The 18874-nt window shown below is 52.2% G+C and carries 10 protein-coding genes; 9 read left to right on the top strand and 1 reads right to left on the bottom strand.

The features are described 5' to 3' along the window. Positions 1–320: 320 nt before the first annotated feature. The 9 genes from VN24_RS08020 (at position 321) to VN24_RS07980 (ending at position 18307) form a co-directional block, all read left to right on the top strand. Positions 321–3164 carry an S-layer homology domain-containing protein gene (locus VN24_RS08020; RefSeq protein WP_045669960.1) on the top strand — a complete coding sequence of 948 codons (2844 nt, stop codon included), beginning with the start codon at positions 321–323 and terminating at the stop codon, positions 3162–3164. Between the two features lie 248 nt (positions 3165–3412). Further along, positions 3413–5959: a hypothetical protein gene (locus VN24_RS08015; RefSeq protein WP_045669959.1), complete on the top strand. Its 2547-nt coding sequence runs from the start codon at positions 3413–3415 to the stop codon at positions 5957–5959. Positions 5960–6216: 257 nt separating this feature from the next. Further along, positions 6217–6774 carry a hypothetical protein gene (locus tag VN24_RS08010; RefSeq protein WP_238590863.1) on the top strand — a complete coding sequence of 186 codons (558 nt, stop codon included), beginning with the start codon at positions 6217–6219 and terminating at the stop codon, positions 6772–6774. A gap of 116 nt (positions 6775–6890) precedes the next feature. Beyond that, the gene (locus VN24_RS08005; protein WP_045669958.1) at positions 6891–7160 is read left to right on the top strand and encodes an alpha/beta-type small acid-soluble spore protein; all 270 of its coding nucleotides are present in this window, start codon (positions 6891–6893) and stop codon (positions 7158–7160) included. Positions 7161–7374: 214 nt separating this feature from the next. Next, complete coding sequence (gene metK, locus VN24_RS08000) at positions 7375–8577, top strand: methionine adenosyltransferase (RefSeq protein ID WP_045669957.1); 1203 nt, start codon at positions 7375–7377, stop codon at positions 8575–8577. A gap of 129 nt (positions 8578–8706) precedes the next feature. Next, positions 8707–13125, top strand: coding sequence for an Ig-like domain-containing protein (locus tag VN24_RS07995; RefSeq protein ID WP_045669956.1), 4419 nt, complete (start codon positions 8707–8709; stop codon positions 13123–13125). A 290-nt stretch (positions 13126–13415) separates the two neighbouring features. After that, complete coding sequence (locus VN24_RS07990; RefSeq protein ID WP_082083673.1) at positions 13416–16217, top strand: stalk domain-containing protein; 2802 nt, start codon at positions 13416–13418, stop codon at positions 16215–16217. 187 nt (positions 16218–16404) lie between these two features. Next, on the top strand, positions 16405–17571 hold the full coding sequence (locus VN24_RS07985) for a sensor histidine kinase (RefSeq protein WP_148505212.1): 1167 nt from the start codon (positions 16405–16407) through the stop codon (positions 17569–17571). 7 nt (positions 17572–17578) lie between these two features. Further along, positions 17579–18307, top strand: coding sequence for a response regulator (locus VN24_RS07980; protein ID WP_045673104.1), 729 nt, complete (start codon positions 17579–17581; stop codon positions 18305–18307). Between the two features lie 327 nt (positions 18308–18634). On the opposite strand, the gene VN24_RS27330 is transcribed toward VN24_RS07980, so the two are convergent. Then, complete coding sequence (locus VN24_RS27330; RefSeq protein WP_148505211.1) at positions 18635–18859, bottom strand: hypothetical protein; 225 nt, start codon at positions 18857–18859, stop codon at positions 18635–18637. Between the last annotated feature and the right edge of the window lie 15 nt (positions 18860–18874).

Genomic DNA, 18874 nt, shown 5'->3' with positions numbered 1-18874 from the left:
CAATAAAAAAAACTAAAAAAATTTTTTGAGCGAATCGCAACTTTTTCGCGGCGCCTGCGTTTATATACATGGAGTCGCAAAGAGACGGGAAGAACAGACCGGTTTAAGGTCTCCCTGCCGGTTTGGAACATATTCTCAAATCCCTCTTTACGGTGATGGTATGCCATTGTATAATGTTATAGTGGTTTGACCTTCTACCATTTTTTTCTACCTTTATTTACGAGTTTCTGCGACATGTTCTTACAAAAGAGCTAAGCATGGATGCAGACATCATTTTATACAAATAAACGCTCAACTCTGGGAAGGGGGTGACACATCATATGAGGAAAACGAGCAATGAATTTTCCCACAAACACTCTCAAGAACCGATGCAATTCCAAGGAGGAGAAAAAAAGGTTATGAAGAAAAGTTTATCTCTGGTCGTAACAGGCGCGCTTGTAACTTCCATGTTCGCAAGTGCAGCATTTGCAGCTAGCGACCTTACTTCCCAACAAAAATTTGATGCTCTGAAAGCAGCGGGCATCGTATCCGGATATCCGGACGGAACTTCCGGCCTTAACAAAAACATCACTCGCGCAGAATTCACGAAAGTTCTGGATCTGCTGAGCGGTCTGGCTGAAGATCCTTCTGCCGCAAACTACAAAGACGTTTCGGCTAACCACTGGGCAAAAGGTTACATAGGCGCAGCTACCAAAGCCGGTCTCGTGAACGGCCTTGGCAACAACCTGTTCGGACCTTCCCAAAACGTTACGATCGAGCAAGTTGCTAAAACGCTCGTTCTGACTGCAGGTCTGGAAGTAGACGAAAACGCTACGGTTTCCGGTACGGTTGCTCCTTGGGCGAAAGGCTACGTAGCAGCAGCTATCGAAGCTGGTTTCATCGCTCCGGCTGCTTCCTACAAAGTAGGCGCAACTCGCGAGCTGGTTGTTAACGCAGCTTACGAAATCGCAAACGCTAGCCAAGCTGTAACGGTTAAATCCGTAAACGTTGTTGACGAGAAAAACATCGAAGTTACGTTCTCTGACAACCAAGTTGTTAAGAAAACGCTCGATACGGCTCTCGTAGCAGGTCAAGCAACGAAAGTTTCCGTTGACTACAACGGTAAAACTTACGAAGTTGAGGCAACTCTCGCAGCTGCATCAATTTCCAAAGCAGAGCAAACAAACAAAGGCGAAATCACGATTTCGTTCAACCGCGCTCTGAGCGCCGGCGAGAAATCCGCTCTGACTTTCGACGTGAAGAACGGTCTCGTTCCTTACACGCTGACTGCGAAATGGGCTGACGACAGCAAGTCGGTTGCTCTGAGCACCAACTTCCTGCCTGCAGGCGAGTATGACGTAACGGTTAAAGGCTTTGCAGCCGTTAAAGTTACCGTTGCCGACGAGAAAGCAGCTAAAGTCGAAATTACGACTACTTCTCTGCAAAAAGCAATCAAACAAGATCCGGCCGTTAAACTTTACAACCAGTTCGGTAAAGAAATCGCAAACCCGAGCCTGGACGTAACGGTTTACAACGCTACTCAAAGCAAAACGGTTACGAAAGACACTTACGGCACGTACGATCTGTCTTCCGACAGTGTAGCTAAAGTCGACGATACGATCGTTGTAACGGCATCGCATACCAGCGGACTGACAGCTTCCAAATCGTTCAAAGTGGTGTCCGGCAGCGCGGCAACTTCCATCAAACTGGGTACGGTTGCTCCGTTGAAAGACAAAACCCGCATCTCCGCTGGAGAAACCGGTTTGATTCTTCCGATTGAACTGACCGACCAATACGGCACGAAAATCAAACTGCCTGAAACTTCGAAAACAGCTGTTGCTGCTGGTGCAAACAGTTTCGTGATCGGCGGCATCACATTCATGCTGAGCCAACAAGGCGTAGTCAGCAACTATGCCGTTGATAAAGACGGCGTACTCACTATTGATGTGGCTAAATCCGCTACTCTGGTTATCAACGCTCTGAACCTTGCTACAGGCGCAACTGCTTCGACGACGGTTCAAATCGCCGGTCCGTCTATTGTAAGCAAGCTTCAACTGAGCAACCCGGGTGTTCTGGTTGCAGCTGGTGAGGAAGTAGTAATTCCTTTCGCAGCAGTTGACAACTTCAACGCTCCGCTTGCAGGCAAAGACCTGAAACTCGGAACTGGAACGGATGAACTCAACATCACCTCCAGCGTTCCTTTTACAAAGAAAGTTAATGCAAAAGGTCAACTGGTATTTACTTTCGATAAAGCTTCGGTTACAGCTGCAACGACCGCTTACATCTACGCTTATGTGAACGGTGCGCAAGTTGGTAGCCTGACGCTGACGGTTAACCCGAAAGCAGATCCTAAAATGGTTAACGGCATTAAAGACGTTGCAACAACGTATGAAGATGGCGCATCCAATGCGTTCGATGGGGACAACATCACTTTTGTTGACACCTATGGCCGTACGAAAGCCGTATCTTCCGTAACTGACGTTACTTACTCTGTAGTACCTGCGGATACGTCCATCGTGACTTACGAAGGTGGCAAACTGGTTGCCCAAGGTAAAGCCGGATCTTCGAAAGTAACGGTTTCGCTGAATGGTGTTGCCAACTCCTCTTACGAGTTCACGGTAACGGTTGTTGACTCCGCTGATGTTAAATCGTACGGTATTAAATCGATCGGAACGATCTATGGTAAAGACGGCGGCGCAACTGGCGGCTACATCAAAGGTGTTGAACTGGTTGGCAAAACGTCCACTGGAACTGAAGTGGCTCTGGCTAAATCCGCGCCTGACTTCGTAACCAGCTCCGACGAGTCGATCATCAAAACGGCTTCCGCAACCAGCGTTGCCGGCGTTAAAGCTGGTAAAGCTACGGTATCCGCTTATGTCGGATCCAGCAAAGTTGCTGAGCAAGAAGTAACGGTATCCACGGATGCACCGGTTGCTAAAACTGTTACCTTCGGTAAAGAAGAGTACACGGTTGCTCCGAATGGCAAAGTAACGGTATCCGTTGAAGTAAAAGACCAATATGGAGTTGTAATTTCCAACAACGGTCTTCTGACTTCCAGCGATACTAAAGTTGCAAGCACGACCCTTGGCAGCCTGGAAGTTACTGGCGTAGCTAAAGGAACTGCAACGCTGACTTATGTAACGACTAACGGTGTAACTGCTACGACTACCATCGTTGTTGAGTAATTGCACTAATATCTGAATTACAGCTTTACTAAAAGCCTGCCGGAAATCCGGCAGGCTTTTTTCTACTTCTTTTTCTCATCCCGTTCATCCTCCATTCATTTCCTCCGTTATTCTAGTTCTAGCTAAACAAATGTGGTAATTTGGTTCTATTACTTTTTCACCAGAATTCATATTTGTTTATGGAAAACGAAACAAAGTTCTTCCATTAAACGTCTAATAGATTACATAGATAATCAGGAGGAATGAATGTGGGTTATAAGTGGTTTAAACTAGGAGCTGCAACGATAGTAGCATCTTCCTTTCTTTTGCAGGGCGGTATTCTTCCTGCTCCGCACGCTGCAGCCGCCGTCAGCAAGATCAGCTTGTCCGGGCAGATCGTGAAGCTTAACGCCAGCAGCTATTTGAATATCCGCGATGCGCACTTTCTGATGCAGGGCAGCGGGAAAGTGCTTGCCTTCTCCGTTGCAATTACGAATAACGGCGCCTCCCAGCTGGATATGATCGATTATTGGCTGAGAGTGAAAACAAAGTCGGGCAAAACGTTTCAAACAAGTGTGATCGAAGCCGATAAGACGAAAAAGACGATTGCTCCAAAATCAACGCAATACATAACTTATTATGCCGTTGTCGATAACGGTACCCGCATCAACGATTTAATGTTTGAGGTAGTGAAGTGGGATTTTTCAGCTGCCAACTACGAGCGTAAATTGGGCACCGTTTCATATCCGGCGGGCGTCTCTGACAAGATAGCCGCTTACAACGGATCTGTCATGCTGTATAACAATAACAAGCTTAAAGGCGCCGTGAAACAGGCTTTTGTCACGAAAGATGCGAACAGCGCATATTTAACGGTGAACTTTTTGCTTGAGAATGTCGGCCTGCAGGCAAGCGATTTGTCCAAAATGAAGCTGTTCATTCAAACGGACAGTTTATCCGTATATACCGTAACGGCACCAAGCTTCGACCAAACGATTTTGCAGCCAAAAGAACGGAAAATCGTGACGGCGCATGCCGCGCTGCCGGCAGCCGTAGCGGGCAAACCGCTCTCTTTTATCGTCGCTTTAAACGATGAAGCATCTAAAGTGATGCTGCCTTCCGGTGTATTTGCTTTGCCTTCTACGACACCGGCTCCGCCGGTAGCGGCCGGACAAGCGAGAACGGTATATATGACCGGCAGTCCGGTAGCGACAGAAGCCGGCCAAGCTTTTGTCACGCAAGGAAGCGGCAGCAATCAAGTCTCATTGGATTTTAGTCTGACCAATACCGGCACGGCATCCATCGCGAATCCGGTTCTGGAATACTATCTAATGACCAAATCGGGGATCAGTTATCCTCTCACCTTTACGAAAGAAGAGAATGCGACGCTGCTCCCGAACATTGAAAAACCGGTATCGCTGACGGGTAATATTCCGTCATCCGTTCAGCTCGAATCTGCCCAGCTCGTCGTGAAAACAGCCGCAACCGATAAAGAACCCTCTTATATCGTTGCGAATTATATGCTCCAGACCTCATCCCAGCAGGGAAGCGTAGGCGGCGCATTCTCTTATAATGATTACAGCATTAAGCTTGATTCGGTCCAGCGCTCTCCGCTTGGCGACAGTGACATGCTTGTCGCGAACCTGACCATTACGAACAACAGCAACATGACGAAGCAGGTGCCGTCACTCGGCGGATATTTTATGGTGAACGGCGTGAAAATCGGCACGGAGCAAAAAGCGGCCGCTTTGGATGACTCGATTACGATCGCACCAGGGGCTTCTTACAATGCGGTTGTTTATACGTCAATTCCGTTTACGACGTCCGTTGACCGGATCACGTTTGTCAGCACGGAACCGGTTCAGGACAAAGCAGGCAAGCAGCTGTATCAATTCTCCGCGCAACAGCTGAGCAGTATTCCTGTAAAACCGGTTGATTCGCCATACATCATAAACGGCATCGGGAAACGGGCGGCCATCACCATTCATCGGACGGCTGTTTTTCAAGGGGAGACGTTCAACAATTTTTATGCGGAATTCGATGCGGTAAATAATGAGGTGCGCGCCTCTCAAATTGCCGATTTGGGCGGCTACATCGAGGATAAGAACGGCATTATCATTCCGGTGCAATTTGCAAAAGTGAAAGATAAAATTAGTCCCAGCGGCAAGGCGCTTGTTTCGGCTTGGGCTAAAATCTCCAAAAATTTCGATACATCCGCTTATCAATTTATCGTCGGGCAGTCTCTGCCGAGCAGTACGGGCAATCCCACGGGACCAGCGCCTAATTCGGACGGCGGCACCGGAAGCGGCGGGTCCGACCCGGGCAAGACGGATGCGGCGGTCGTTGTAAACCCCGTAGCCTATTCCATCAGCGGAGCGGCGTCCGCTACAACCCAAAGCTCGTTGACAGGCATCGGCTTCGGCGGTTATATGCTGGATTTGAAGCATATTAGAGCATTTTTGAATACGACCGGTCTGTATAATGTCGAAGGATTAAAAATAACGGCCGATTATACGCTTGCCAAAGACGCTCAATATGAATCGATTACCGGGGATCATAAGCTGCTGATCGAGTTTGTAAACAATGATTCGAGCAAAACGACGTATTCGAAGCCGTTTGCCTTAAGCGCGCCGGGAACGAACGAAGAGTTGTTAAAAGAAGCCCAGAATACCGCGATCACCATGACGATGAACGATCCGGACATCCAGTCGAAGATCAACCAATATGAAAACTATACGCTCAACGTATACGATGTCTATCAGGATTCGAAGCTGCTGCTTGCATCCAAATCTCTCAAATGGTTCACGACCTCGGAGTAAGGTGGAATCACGGCGGAAAATAGAGTAGACTCTATTAAATAAGGCTATCTTCATAAGGCTATCTTCAAAATCTAAGAGAGTATAACGTTCCATACTTATACTTTCTTAGATTTCCATCTTTTGTTTGCCGGTCAAATACGGCGACAAACGTTTCTGCCAGCACACTCTTTATGAAGAGGGTGGCGGCGGCTCATTAAACAAGCATGATCCGATGAGCAAAGAGGAGGATGGCTCGATTAAAGGAGGAGCAGCGGAACTTGCGTAATAAAAGTCTGAAAATCATGATACTTATCCCGGTAATCGGTATCGGAGTATGGGCGGGAACGCAGTTGCCGACCATTGCGGATAGCGAAGCGGGCGGTCTGACGCCGGGATCGGTTGACGATCCCGTCGTAACGAAAAGCTACGTTGATCAAAAAATTGCCGCAATAACCGGGGGGATAACGCAGCCGCCCGGTACGCCGTCTGATAACACAGGTTCCGGCAGCGATCCATCCGGCGACGATACCGATGCTGCAGGAATTAAAATCGTCACCGTGCCAAGCGGACAAACGCTGCTGCTTGGGGATGGAGCGGAAGCGGTCGTCCGCGTCGGCAAAGCGGTCGCCTACAGTCCGGATACGAACGGGGTCGCCGATGTGACGTCCGGAGAAGATATTAAGAGCGGCCAGCCCGTTGCCAATAACCATCTCATCATTTTCCCGCGCGGAGGCAGAGGAGTTGCGCCCGATCCGGGCCAGAAGAACAGCCTGACGGTAATGGTCAGGGGTGAATATGAGCTGAAGGCTGTACCGGCAGACGGATCCAAACCATAAGATATGCAGTCACATTTTGCCCGCACTGACAATATGTTATGCGCTTCAGGGGAACGTATACGCGGCATACTAAAGCCACAACGACGATACCATTAAACCTGGAGGTGCATGAACAAATGGCAAGACGTTCTTCCAACAAAATAGTCGTTCCGCAATCCCGTGAAGTGTTGAATCAGATGAAATACGAAATCGCAGCCGAATTGGGCTTGACTTCGTCCGTTCCCGGAGCTGCCGATACGGAGTTCGCAGGTGAGCTGGGCAGCACGAGCGGCGGCGGGAGCATTCACTGGTCCAGTTTGGCGACCCGCGACGCGGGCAGCGTTGGCGGAAACATTACAAAACGGCTCGTAGCGCAAGCCGAACAAACGTTGTTGGGACTGCAATAAATACGCTGTCATAAATCGGTAGCCGTTGACACAAAGCGACAGTTGGGGTATCATAATGTACTAGAAGAGTTGACAAACGGCCTTTTCCACTCGGAAAAGGTTCGTTTTTTGTGTAGGCAATTTGCCCTTACATTCCCACGCCACAAAGCCCGGACTTGAGGCGCAAGAACGCTTATATTGTCTGACTAATTTTTTTTGTAGGAGGTTGATCCTATTGTCGCTTAAAGGCAAACATCTGTTTACCTCGGAATCCGTAACGGAAGGCCATCCCGATAAAATTTGCGACCAGATTTCCGACGCCGTTCTCGACGCGTTTCTGGAAGTCGACCCATATGCCCGCGTAGCTTGCGAAGTATCCGTAGCGACGGGGCTTGTACTCGTTATCGGTGAAATCAGCAGCCGTGCGGACTATGTGGACATCTCGGCCATCGCACGCCGCACCATCAAGGAAATCGGCTATACACGGGCCAAATTCGGTTTTGATTCCACCACCTGCGCCGTACTCACGTCGCTCAACGAGCAATCGGCCGATATCGCGCAAGGCGTCAACGCCGCGATTGAAACCCGCGACGGCAAAAACATCCGTCAAGAAAACGAAGATATCGGAGCAGGCGACCAAGGCTTGATGTTCGGTTTTGCCACCAACGAAACGCCGGAACTGATGCCGCTGCCGATCGCGCTTTCCCACCGCATTGCCCGCCGCCTGTCGGAAGTGCGCAAGGACGGCACGCTCGACTATCTCCGTCCCGACGGCAAAACGCAAGTGACGATCGAATACGTTGACGGCAAACCGGTCCGCGTAGACACGATCGTCGTTTCGACGCAGCACGCCGAAGAAGTTACACTGGAGCAAATCCAGAAGGACATTCGCGAACATGTCATTAAGCCGGTTGTTCCGGATCAATGGCTGGATGCAAAAACGAAATACTTCATTAATCCTACGGGCCGTTTCGTTATCGGCGGACCGCAAGGCGACGCCGGCTTGACCGGCCGCAAAATTATCGTCGACACCTACGGCGGATACGCACGTCACGGCGGCGGTGCATTCTCCGGCAAGGATCCGACGAAAGTCGACCGTTCGGCCGCTTATGCCGCGCGTTATGTTGCTAAAAACATCGTAGCCGCAGGCCTCGCCGACAAATGTGAAATCCAGCTTGCTTACGCCATCGGCGTTGCAAACCCGGTTTCCATTAACGTGGACACGTACGGAACGGGCAAAGTGGAAGAAGAGAAGCTGGTTGAGCTGATCCGCAACAACTTCGACCTTCGTCCGGCCGGCATCATCAAGATGCTGGACCTTCGCCGTCCGATCTACAGCAAAACGGCCGCTTACGGACATTTTGGCCGTACCGATATCGATTTGCCTTGGGAGCGCGTGGACAAAGCGTCGCTGCTCAAAACCGAAGCGTTGGTTTAATCTTATACGCTTAAACAGCCTTTCATTCCATAAGGAATGGAGGGCTGTTCCTTTTTTGTCTAAACAATTGCCCCGGAAAAACCGAAAAAAAAGTATCAACTGTCTTTTTCTGGGGAGTGAACAACATTGATGATTCGAACGTCTACTCGTTATCGTAAACTGCTTACATATGTTTTGACTTGGATCCTTTTTGTACAGCCGGTACTGACCTTGTTCCAGGTTCAGGAAGGAAGGGCAGCGGCAGCCGCCGCTTCCGGCCCCGTCCTGCTGAACAAAAATCCGGCGGACAACGCGGCGGCGGTGCCTTCCAATATCCAGCAGCTGGTACTTACGTTTGACGAAGCGATCGTTAAGGGATCGGGCTCGGCAGCCGTTTCCATCCGCAAAGTTTCCGACAATACCGAAGTGGAGCATTTTACGGTATCCAGCGATACCCGTATCTCCATCGATCCCGACAACAACGCGGTTGTGCGAATCCGGCCGTCAAGCGGATTTGAAGTCGGGGGCGCATATTATGTTCTGATCGATGCCGGCGCTTTCGTCGGTGCGGCAAGCGGCATTAATTTTGCGGGCATTGCCGGTGCGACGGACTGGAATTTTACGGTATCCGATGCGGACACGACGCCGCCTGAAGTCACCGGTTACAACCCGGCGAACGGTTCGTCCGGCAACTCGGTCTTTTCCCAACTGAAGATCGATTTTAATGAAAAGGTGTACCCTGCAAGCGGAACGGTGCAAATTCAAAATCAGTCGACGGGCGATGTTACCTCTGTCGGCGTCGTGTCGTCCAGTGTGACCGGCGGCGGTACAAGCACCATTGTCATTACACCCCCGTACGGTCTCGGGCCGGATCAAACGTACCGCGTTACCGCGCCTCCGGGATCGTTTCAGGATATGGCCGGCAACAATGCCGCCGTGGATTGGACGTTCTCGACCGGTCCTGCGCCGATAGCCGCGTCGTTTGCCCAGCCTGCCGACAATAGTGAGGGAGTGGACGTCAACTCGCCGCTGCAAATCGTTTTCAGCCGGGACGTGGAACGCAACAGCAGCGGCAGTTCTCCCAAATACATAACGATTAAAAAGATTACCGACAACAGCATATTTCAGCGCATTAATGTTTCGGACGTAGCCGTGGAAGGCGGAACCGTTACCATTCCCCATTCCCCGCTGGAAGGAAGCGCCGGTTATTATGTGCAGATCGATGCCGGCGCATTCAAATCCGGCGACCTGCTCTTCGCCGGCATTACCGATGCATCGGCGTGGAATTTTTCTACTCGGGCGGTCAGTGACAATCAGAGCGTTTCCGTTACGAAGCTGGAGCCGGGGAACGGCGCCGTTATGGGCAGCCTCGACGGGCCGCTCACGATGACCTTTAATAAGGCGGTCTATCCGGGCAGCGGCACGATCGTCATCCGCAGCGCCTCCGGCGGCGAAATCGTAACCTCGATCCCGGTTACGTCGGCGCAGGTGACAGGCGGCGGCACCAATCAGATTACGATTAAGCCCGGTTTGTTGTTTGCCGAACGTACCGCTTATTATGTCCAGATCGGCAATCAGGCTTTTCAGGATGCGGCGGGCAATCGTTATGGGGGTATTAATGATGCGACAAGCTGGAAATTTACCGTATCGAAAGATGCGGAGGCGCCATCTTTGGTATCGATGACACCTGCGAACGGATCGGCAGGTATTTCAACAAAAGCCGGCCTGAGGGCGGTATTCAACGAGCAGATCCAGCTTGGGGCAATTCCGAAAGTCATCCTTCACCGCTCCGATAAAATAACCGAAGTGTACAACGCATCGGCGTCCGTCGATCCCGCCGATTCGAAGGCGCTGCTCATCCAGCCCGCAGGGCCGCTGCCCGGCAACACCTCCATTTATGTGGAGATTGGGGTGGATACGGTCAAAGATTTAGCCGGAAACGCGTTTGCCGGTATTCTCAACGAATACCAGTGGACGTTCAAAACGCTGAACTCATCCGCCGGCGCTCCATCTTTAAGCAAGGTAGAGATGATCAGTTCATCCAAAATTGCGCTGATCTACGATAAAGAGCTTGATACGGGCTTTGTTCCTTATCCGGCCCAGTATTACGTAACCGTGAACGATTCCGGTAATGCGAGGGCGGTAGCAGGCGTGTCGGTTGACAGCAGCGTCGTGACGCTGACGCTGGCAAGCGGTATTTTGAACGGACAGAAGGTTAAAGTATCGTATTCGCAGTCATCGGACTCACCGGACAACCATTCGCTGCGCAGTCTGACCGGCGACAAGGCGACGGGATTTTCAGGTCGCGAGGCGGTTTACAGCGAAGATCAGACACAGCCGAAGCTGCTCGGCGGCAGCGTAAACGGCAGCATGGCCACGCTGCAGTTCAATGAAGCACTGGCGGCGGCCGATCCCAATACCCGAAATCAGTTTACGATCAATGTCGGCGGCTACAATTACGGGATATCGGAACTTACCGTGAGCGGCTCGACTCTTTCTCTTAAGCTGGCCGGCGCGGTAACGACGGGCGACAGCGCTTATGTCAGCTATACGCCGGGAACGGCTCCGCTTAAGGATACGGCCGGGAATATACTGCAGCCGATCGGCAAATTCTATGTTCAGAACATGCTCGACAAGGTGAGGCCGGTTCTGTCCGGCATAACGGTCAGCGGAGCGAAGCTTATACTCGCTTACAACGAAGGATTAAACCCGGATAACGTCCCTTACAAAAGCCAGTTCTCGGTCATGGTTAACGGTTCTCCGGCGGCAATCAGCAGCGTTGCGGTAGAAAATAGCACGCTCGTGCTGACGCTTGCTTCAGCTCCGGCCGCGTCTGCGGCCGTTACCGTCAGCTATGCGCAGGCGACGCCGGGGATAAGCGATTTAGCCGGAAATACGGCGGACTCGTTCAGCGGCATCGGGGCAAATGTGTCTGCTTCCACTGCCACTATGCTTGCTGCAATCGTGAACGGCAATATACTGCAGATGACTTTTTCCAATGCTCTCGATCCGGCTTATATCCCTTTGGCGAACCAGTTCGCGATCCGGGCTGACGGAATGCTTGTGCCGGTTTATGCCGTTTCGGTTTCGGGGAATGCTGCGACATTAACGTTAAACACGCCGGTGGTAAAAGGTCAATCCGTTTTACTGTCCTATACGCCGACCGTTACGGGCCTCCGAATGCTTAACGGAAACCCGATTGCGGGCATAACGGCTTCCGCCCTTGCCAATGTGACCGATGCGGCTGGCGCCGGCTCCGGAGGCGGTGCTGGAGACGGAGGGGCAGACGGAACGACAGGGGCGGCGGCCGGTCCGGGAGTGCTGACGGTAAAAGATGCGCAGGTGACGAGCAGCGTCTCGCCGGCGGGAAAACCAGCCAGCCGTTACAACCTGCTGAATGAACGGGTAGCGAGGGCTTATCAGGCGCTTCGATCGTCGGGCAGCGGGGATGCCGTCACCTTTACCGTTCCTTCAACCGAGAGTGCGGGCCTTGTCGCCGTTCCGTTAAAACAGCTGGAGGATGCGCTCGCATTAAACGGAAACGCTTCGTTTAAAGTGATTTTTAACGGCAATTCGTTTGAAGTGCCGCTAAAGGCGGTCAACTACCCGAAAACAGCTTCCATGCTTAATGCGGGAGGCACGGTCGGTTATTTGCTAATCCAAATTGATCCGAACGCTACCGCGCTTTCCGGCATTCTTCAATCGGTCATGAGCCGGTCCAGGGCAAAAATGATCGTAAGTCCCGTCAGCTTTGAGGCGTCGGTCATGAGCGGCACGACGATCAAGCCGCTGGAGCAGTTCGACCGTTACGTATCCTTCTCCGTCCAAGCGGCGGATTCCGTTGACGGCACCGAGTCCGCTGCCGTGTGGGTAGACTCCGAATCCGGGTCATTGACTTATGCGCCGACGAGCGTGACAGACGAAGACGGCAACCCGGTCGTGACGTTTAAGCAAAAGGGGAACGGCGTTTATGCGGTGGTCACCGGTTCCGTAACATTTGCCGATACGGACGGACATTGGGCGCAGCCGGACATCGAGCGGCTGGCAAGCAAATATATCGTGTCGGGACGAACGACAACGTTATTTGAGCCGAAAAAAGCGATTACCCGCGCCGAGTTCGCCGAGTTCGTGGCGCGCGGGTTGGGGCTTGCCGGCGATAAAGCTGTCGCTGCTTCGACGTTTTCGGACGTCAGCAGGTCCGGGAAAGCCGCTCCCTATATCGGAGCGGTCTATAATGCGGGCATCGTGAAGGGCAACGCCGACGGCACGTTCAAGCCGGACAGTCCGATCACGCGCCAGGAAATGGCCGCGATGATGATTCGCGCCATGGAGTCGGCCAATCAGACCGTCACGCTGCCGCTCCATTCCATGTATTATGTGCAAGGCTTCAAAGATTATCGGAAAATAAGCGGCTGGGCGATGACGGACGTTGCCAAAGCGGTTCAAGCCGGCATCGTTAACGGTCTGACGGCGGGCAGCTTCGGTGCTACCGACAACGCCACCCGGGCGGAGGCGGTGCTGATGGTGGAGAGGATGCTGAAGGTTATTGGATTTTTAGACGAGGCGTGAAAAAGGAGCGCTTCAAATAATAGTTTTGATGATTAGTTTTCATAATTAGTTTTCAGGGTTAATAGTTAACGAGCCTATTCGTTAAAAAAGCGGATCGGATCTAGGTCGCGGTCCGCTTTATTAATGGGCTAAACCGGAGATTGATAGATAACTATTTTTGTTGGAGCGATTACAAATAATAGAAATATTCTATCGGACGTAACTTTTACCAGTCTACGCAGTCTATTAATTGGTGTAGAATCACAATCACAAATTAGTAGAGTATAGACAGATAGGAGTGCGGCAATCCGATGAAAAAAGCAATATCCGATTACCCGTTACATAGGTCTGAAAGGGCTTCCAATCGCAATTCGAATTTCAATCCTAGTCTCAATCCTAATCGTAATCCGAAAGGCAGACGGATCCTCATTACGGCGCTGGGAACGGCGCTGCTTGTTCAGCCGCTTTTTGCAATGGCGCCGGCGCTGCCGGGCGCTGCGGCCGTGCTTTCGCCGGTGAAGACGGCAAGCGCCGCCGATGCGCCGGCTACGGCGCAGCTTACGGTCGTTGACCAGGAAATGGTGACGTCCGGGGCGCAGCGCATCGATTATTTGTGGGCGTCCACCCGCGGCGGCAAGCCGGTGCAGGCAAACGTTCATGTGATCAAAGTCGATTTAACGAATCCTTATGTGAAGCTGAACGCGATGAACGGAACGCCGGGTGTCGTCACCGACCGCAGCTCCGTCATGAATATGGCTCAAAATTCCGGAGCCGTCGCCGGCGTCAACGCGGACTTTTTTCAAACGAGCTCGTCCGACGGTTCTCCGATGGGCGCCGAAATAACGGACGGCAAGCTGCTGACAAGCCCGATGCAGCTGAGCGGCATGTACATGTTCGGCGTCACGAACGACAAGACGGCGGTTATTGACCGCTATACGTTTAACGGACAAGTGACAGCGCAGGACGGGGCCGCCTTCCCGCTGGCGGGCATCAACCAGTCGTCGTATACGCCGGAGTCTGAAGGCGGCACAAAAAGCAGCATGCAGAGCCATGTCAACGCGATGTATATGTACACGAGCGCGTGGACGGATGCAAGCCGCCCTGCGGACGCCAGCTACGCCACGCCGACCGAGGTGCTGGTGCGCAGCGGCGTCGTTGAGCAAATATCCGAAGGGGCTGCGCTGCCTATGACGCCGCCTGCGGACGGATACATTTTGCGGACGCATGGCAAGGCGGCACAGTTTATCCGGGAGCATGTGGCGGTCGGACAAACGCTTCAGGCAAGCTATGCACTCCAATCCGCAACGAGCGGACAGTCCGTGGATCCGGCTTCGTTCGCGATGATGGTAGGCGGACATACCATTCTCGTAAGCGACGGTCAGCCGTCCTCGTTCTCGCGCAGCACGGCTTCGATCAGCGGTTCAACGCCGCGCTCCAGAACGGCGGTCGGCTACGCCAAGGAAGGGAAGACCGTCTATGTTGTGACGACGGAAGACAGCGGAACGAGCGGCGGCATGACGCTGCCGGAGCTGCAGAAGGCGCTGGTGTCGCTGGGCGTCTGGAAAGCCGTCAATCTGGACGGCGGCGGCTCCACAACGATGGTCGACCGCCCGCTTGGCGAGACGTCGCTCGTGCTGTCGCACCCGACCGATTTCGGCACGACGCAGCGGCTCGTCACCAACGGACTCGGAGTATATTCGACGGCGCCTAAGGGGGATATTAAAGGCATTAAGGCCAGCGGCAGCGGTACTCTTTTTATCGGACAGCCGGTAACTTATACGCTCAAAGCCTACGATACCTACTATAACCCTCTGGATGCATCGGGACTTACGCCGTCATGGAGCGCGGACAAACCGCTCGGTTCGTTTAGCGGCAACACGTTTGTGCCTGTCAAAGGCGGCAGCGCGAACATTACCGTCAAGTCGGGCACAGCGTCCGATACGATGGCGGTCAACGTGATCGGGGCCGATCAAATCGCGCAAATGAGCATCTCCTCGAACGCTGCAGAGCTGTCCGCCGGAGCGGAAATATTTCCCGTCGTCACCGTTACGCTGAAGGACGGACAGAAATATACGCTTCCTTACGAATCTGTTAAGTGGGAGTTTAATGGTTTTACGGCGGCAAGGTCCGGGGACAAGCTGATCATCGGCTCGGTTAATCCGGGAGCGGAAGCCGGTTACGCCATCGCGCGCTACGACGGTTATTCGGCGCTGCTCACACTGACGCAGGGAAGCAGCAGCACGCCTGTGGAAACGTTCGAAAATCCGTCTTCCGCCATCACATTCGCTTCCACCGCAGGCGTAAACGGTTCGGTTTCAGTTGCAAGCGGACTGGACACGAACGCATCGCAGGCGCTGAATCTAACCTATGACTTTAATTCCGGCACGACGGATACGAGAGCGGCCTATGCGGTGTTTGACGGCGGCGGTTCCATCGCAGGGACGCCTACTTCGATCAGCATGGACGTATACGGCGACAACAGCCTGAACTGGGTAAGAGCGGAGCTGACGGATGCGGCCGGCAGCAAGCATCTCATTACGCTGGCGAAGCAGGTGGACTGGAGCGGCTGGAAAAATGTCACAGCAGACATCGAGGACCCGGGTAAAGCGATCGTATTCCCGGTGAAGCTCTCAAGGCTGTACGTTGCCAGCCTCAAGGAAGGATTCGACGAGCGTTCGCCGCAAGGCTCCATTGCGTTCGATAATATTTCGGTACAGCTGCCGGCAGCGGTAGAAGCGCCTGTCACGGAAACGATCGTCATGAGGCTGGGCAGCAGGAAGGCGCTCGTCGGCGCGAGGACGCTGCCGCTGGATACGGCACCGTACATGAAAGACGGAACCACTTACTTGCCGCTGCGCTTCGTATCGGATTCGATCGGCGGCAGCATTATGTTTGAAAATGCGTCCAAACGGGTAAGCGTACTTCGTGCGGGCAAGCTGGTGGAAATGACGATCGGCAGCAAAGACGTCATTAACAACGGGACGAGACTGGAGGCTCAGCGGGCTCCGATCGTGCAGGGCGGAAGGACGTTAGTCCCGATTCGTCTCGTAGCCGAGCAGCTCGGGTTAAAAGTAACTTGGGACCAAACGACTAAAAAGATTACCATTCAATGATTTGACCGATTCGGCATGCTGCTGTGGTATGATAAGGATTGTACCGTTCCCTGAACCGCGCGGGTGCGGTACAAACCTTTTTAAAGATAAGAAATGAGCATTCTTCATCTTTCACTGCGAAACGTTCGCTGTCGAAGAAGACGGCGCCGTCGTTTCCGCACTGACCTCCAACAGAAAGGCAGCCGTGATGAAATTGGATCATCGAAATATCGACCTGGACCAAATTATTAAAAATGCGATCCAAGTGATGGAAGACAGCAAATATCAAATATATGAAATCTGCGAATCGGCGCGCAAGGAATTGGTCTCGCTCGAACAGGAGCTGAACCAGGTACTCCAGGAAACGATCCAGACGATCGACAAAGTCGATAAGCTGGAAATGGAGTATCGCCTTGCGCGTATTCGTTTGACTGAAGTTAGCCGCGACTTTGTCCGATATAAAGAAGAGGACATCAAAGCCGCCTATGAAAAGGCGACTCAGCTGCAGCTTGAGCTCATGGTATACCGGGAAAAGGAAACGTATTTGAAAGCGCGCCGCGACGATTTGCAAAAAAGGGTGCGGAATGTCGAAACGTCTGTGGAGCGTGCCGAGACGATCGGTTCACAAATCAACGTCGTGCTCGAATATCTTTCCGGGGACCTGCATCAGGTGACCCGCATTATCGAATCGGCGAAAAACCGGCAGCTGATCGGCCTTAAAATTATATTGGCGCAGGAGGAGGAACGAAAACGGATCGCCAGGGAGATCCACGACGGCCCGGCACAATCGCTGGCAAACCTCGTTCTCAGGACGGAAATTGCTGAGAGAATGCTCATAAAGCAGGAAATTCAGATGGTCCAGCACGAATTAGTAGATTTAAAGACTCAGGTTCGTCTAGGACTAGAGGAGATTCGGAAAATCATTTTCAACTTGCGCCCGATGGCTCTCGATGACCTTGGACTCGTTCCTACACTTCGTAAGTATGTGCAGGATTTTGAAGAAAAAACTCGAATTCATACCGTATTTGAGACGATTGGCAAGGAAATCAGACTGCCGTCCGCGATGGAAGCGGGCATATACCGTCTCGTTCAGGAAGCGTTCACCAATGCGATGAAGCATTCCGGCGCCAGCTACGTGTCTCTGGAACTAACGTACCAGTCGCAAATGGTCAAAATATCAATCCAGGACAATGGTAACGGTTTTGAGCTGGATCTTGTGGAGGCGAGAGCCAAGCACAGTCCTCACTTCGGACTCATTGGCATGCGGGAGAGAGTCGAGCTGATGGAAGGGAGGATGGATATCGAGTCCGCAAAAGATCAAGGCACCAGAATTACGATACACATTCCAATCGGAGTGGATCCAAGAAAGGGGTAGCATGACGATGGACCTGAAAGCAACGGGCGGCAAACGAACAATCAAATTGTTGATTGCCGACGATCACCAGCTTTTTCGGGAAGGGCTTAAACGTATTCTCAATATGGAAGAAGATCTGGAAGTAATTGGAGAATGCGGCGACGGGATACAAGTACTCGAGTTCTGCAATCACATTCAGCCTGAAGTCGTACTGATGGATATTAATATGCCTGTTGAAAATGGCGTCGTGGCGACCGAGCGGCTGCGCGACCTGTTTCCGCAAATCAAAGTGATCATCCTCTCCCTTCATGATGATGAAAGCTATGTGTTCGAAACGCTGCGCAAAGGCGCCAACGGCTATCTGCTGAAAGATATGGAAGCGGAATCGCTCGTGAACGCGATTCGATCGGTTGTGGCGGGACATGCCTACATTCATCCGAAGGTGACGGGCAAGCTGATCAATCAGCTGCGCCGAATGACTTATCTCGATGAGATGGGCAGCGTGTCCGGGGCGGCGGCAAGCCGCGAAACCGGCGTCAAATTCGTAGCCGGGGACAACAATCCGCTTACGCGCCGCGAAGCGGAAGTACTGCGCCTCATGGCCGAAGGCAAAAGCAACAAAATGATCGGCGAGTTCCTTTTTATCAGCGAAAAAACGGTCAAAAACCACGTATCGAGCATCCTGCAAAAAATGGAGGTCGACGACCGCACCCAGGCAGTCATCAACTCGATCAAATACGGCTGGGTGACGTTGTAGGAGCAGGTGCTCCCTGTTTCATAACGTTTTTATAACGAGATTTCATAACAGATCGGTTTAAAGTCGATTCAGCAAACCCGCGGAGTTTTTCCGCGGTTTTTTTGACATTTTTGACAGTATAGAATTTATTAATTTTCGGGGCGGGAGCGGGTCTTTCGCCTCGTTTTTGTTATGGCTATGGGGGGTTGGCCAACCTCTAACGTTGGGGGGATCTTAACGATGACTTGGTTCGTAAGCCATAAGAACGGTTTTCTGATATTTCGACGCGAAACGAACCTCTCCGGGTACCTCACCATCACGAGAGAGATTCAGTTCAATGATCACGTGTTAACCGGACATTTTCTCCTCATCATACTTCTCCCAGTGTTCATGATAGCAGCTGAATTCGCCATAAAACAATTCAACCGCTTTAAGAGATATAGGAGGAGGCAGCTGCCTATCTTGCGTTTTTTGTTTTCGTTCGGCACGGTTGTCCGCCCCGGCACGGAACCCGCCGCCCTCACCCGGCATATATTGTCGCATACGAAACGATGCAAAGACATGGTGAAACATCTTCAAGAAGACCTC

The sequence above is a fragment of the Paenibacillus beijingensis genome, from assembly GCF_000961095.1.
Taxonomy (GTDB): domain Bacteria; phylum Bacillota; class Bacilli; order Paenibacillales; family Paenibacillaceae; genus Paenibacillus_O; species Paenibacillus_O beijingensis.
This window is presented reverse-complemented; position numbering and strand designations above follow the sequence as displayed.

Bases quoted from the DNA above. Each gene is read 5' to 3' on its own strand.
- VN24_RS08020 (WP_045669960.1), top strand. From the start codon at position 321: ATGAGGAAAACGAGCAATGAATTTTCCCACAAACACTCTCAAGAACCG.
- VN24_RS08005 (WP_045669958.1), top strand. From the start codon at position 6,891: ATGGCAAGACGTTCTTCCAACAAAATAGTCGTTCCGCAATCCCGTGAA.
- VN24_RS07995 (WP_045669956.1), top strand. From the start codon at position 8,707: ATGATTCGAACGTCTACTCGTTATCGTAAACTGCTTACATATGTTTTG.
- VN24_RS07990 (WP_082083673.1), top strand. From the start codon at position 13,416: ATGAAAAAAGCAATATCCGATTACCCGTTACATAGGTCTGAAAGGGCT.
- VN24_RS07985 (WP_148505212.1), top strand. From the start codon at position 16,405: ATGAAATTGGATCATCGAAATATCGACCTGGACCAAATTATTAAAAAT.
- VN24_RS07980 (WP_045673104.1), top strand. From the start codon at position 17,579: ATGGACCTGAAAGCAACGGGCGGCAAACGAACAATCAAATTGTTGATT.
- VN24_RS27330 (WP_148505211.1), bottom strand. From the start codon at position 18,859: ATGTTTCACCATGTCTTTGCATCGTTTCGTATGCGACAATATATGCCG.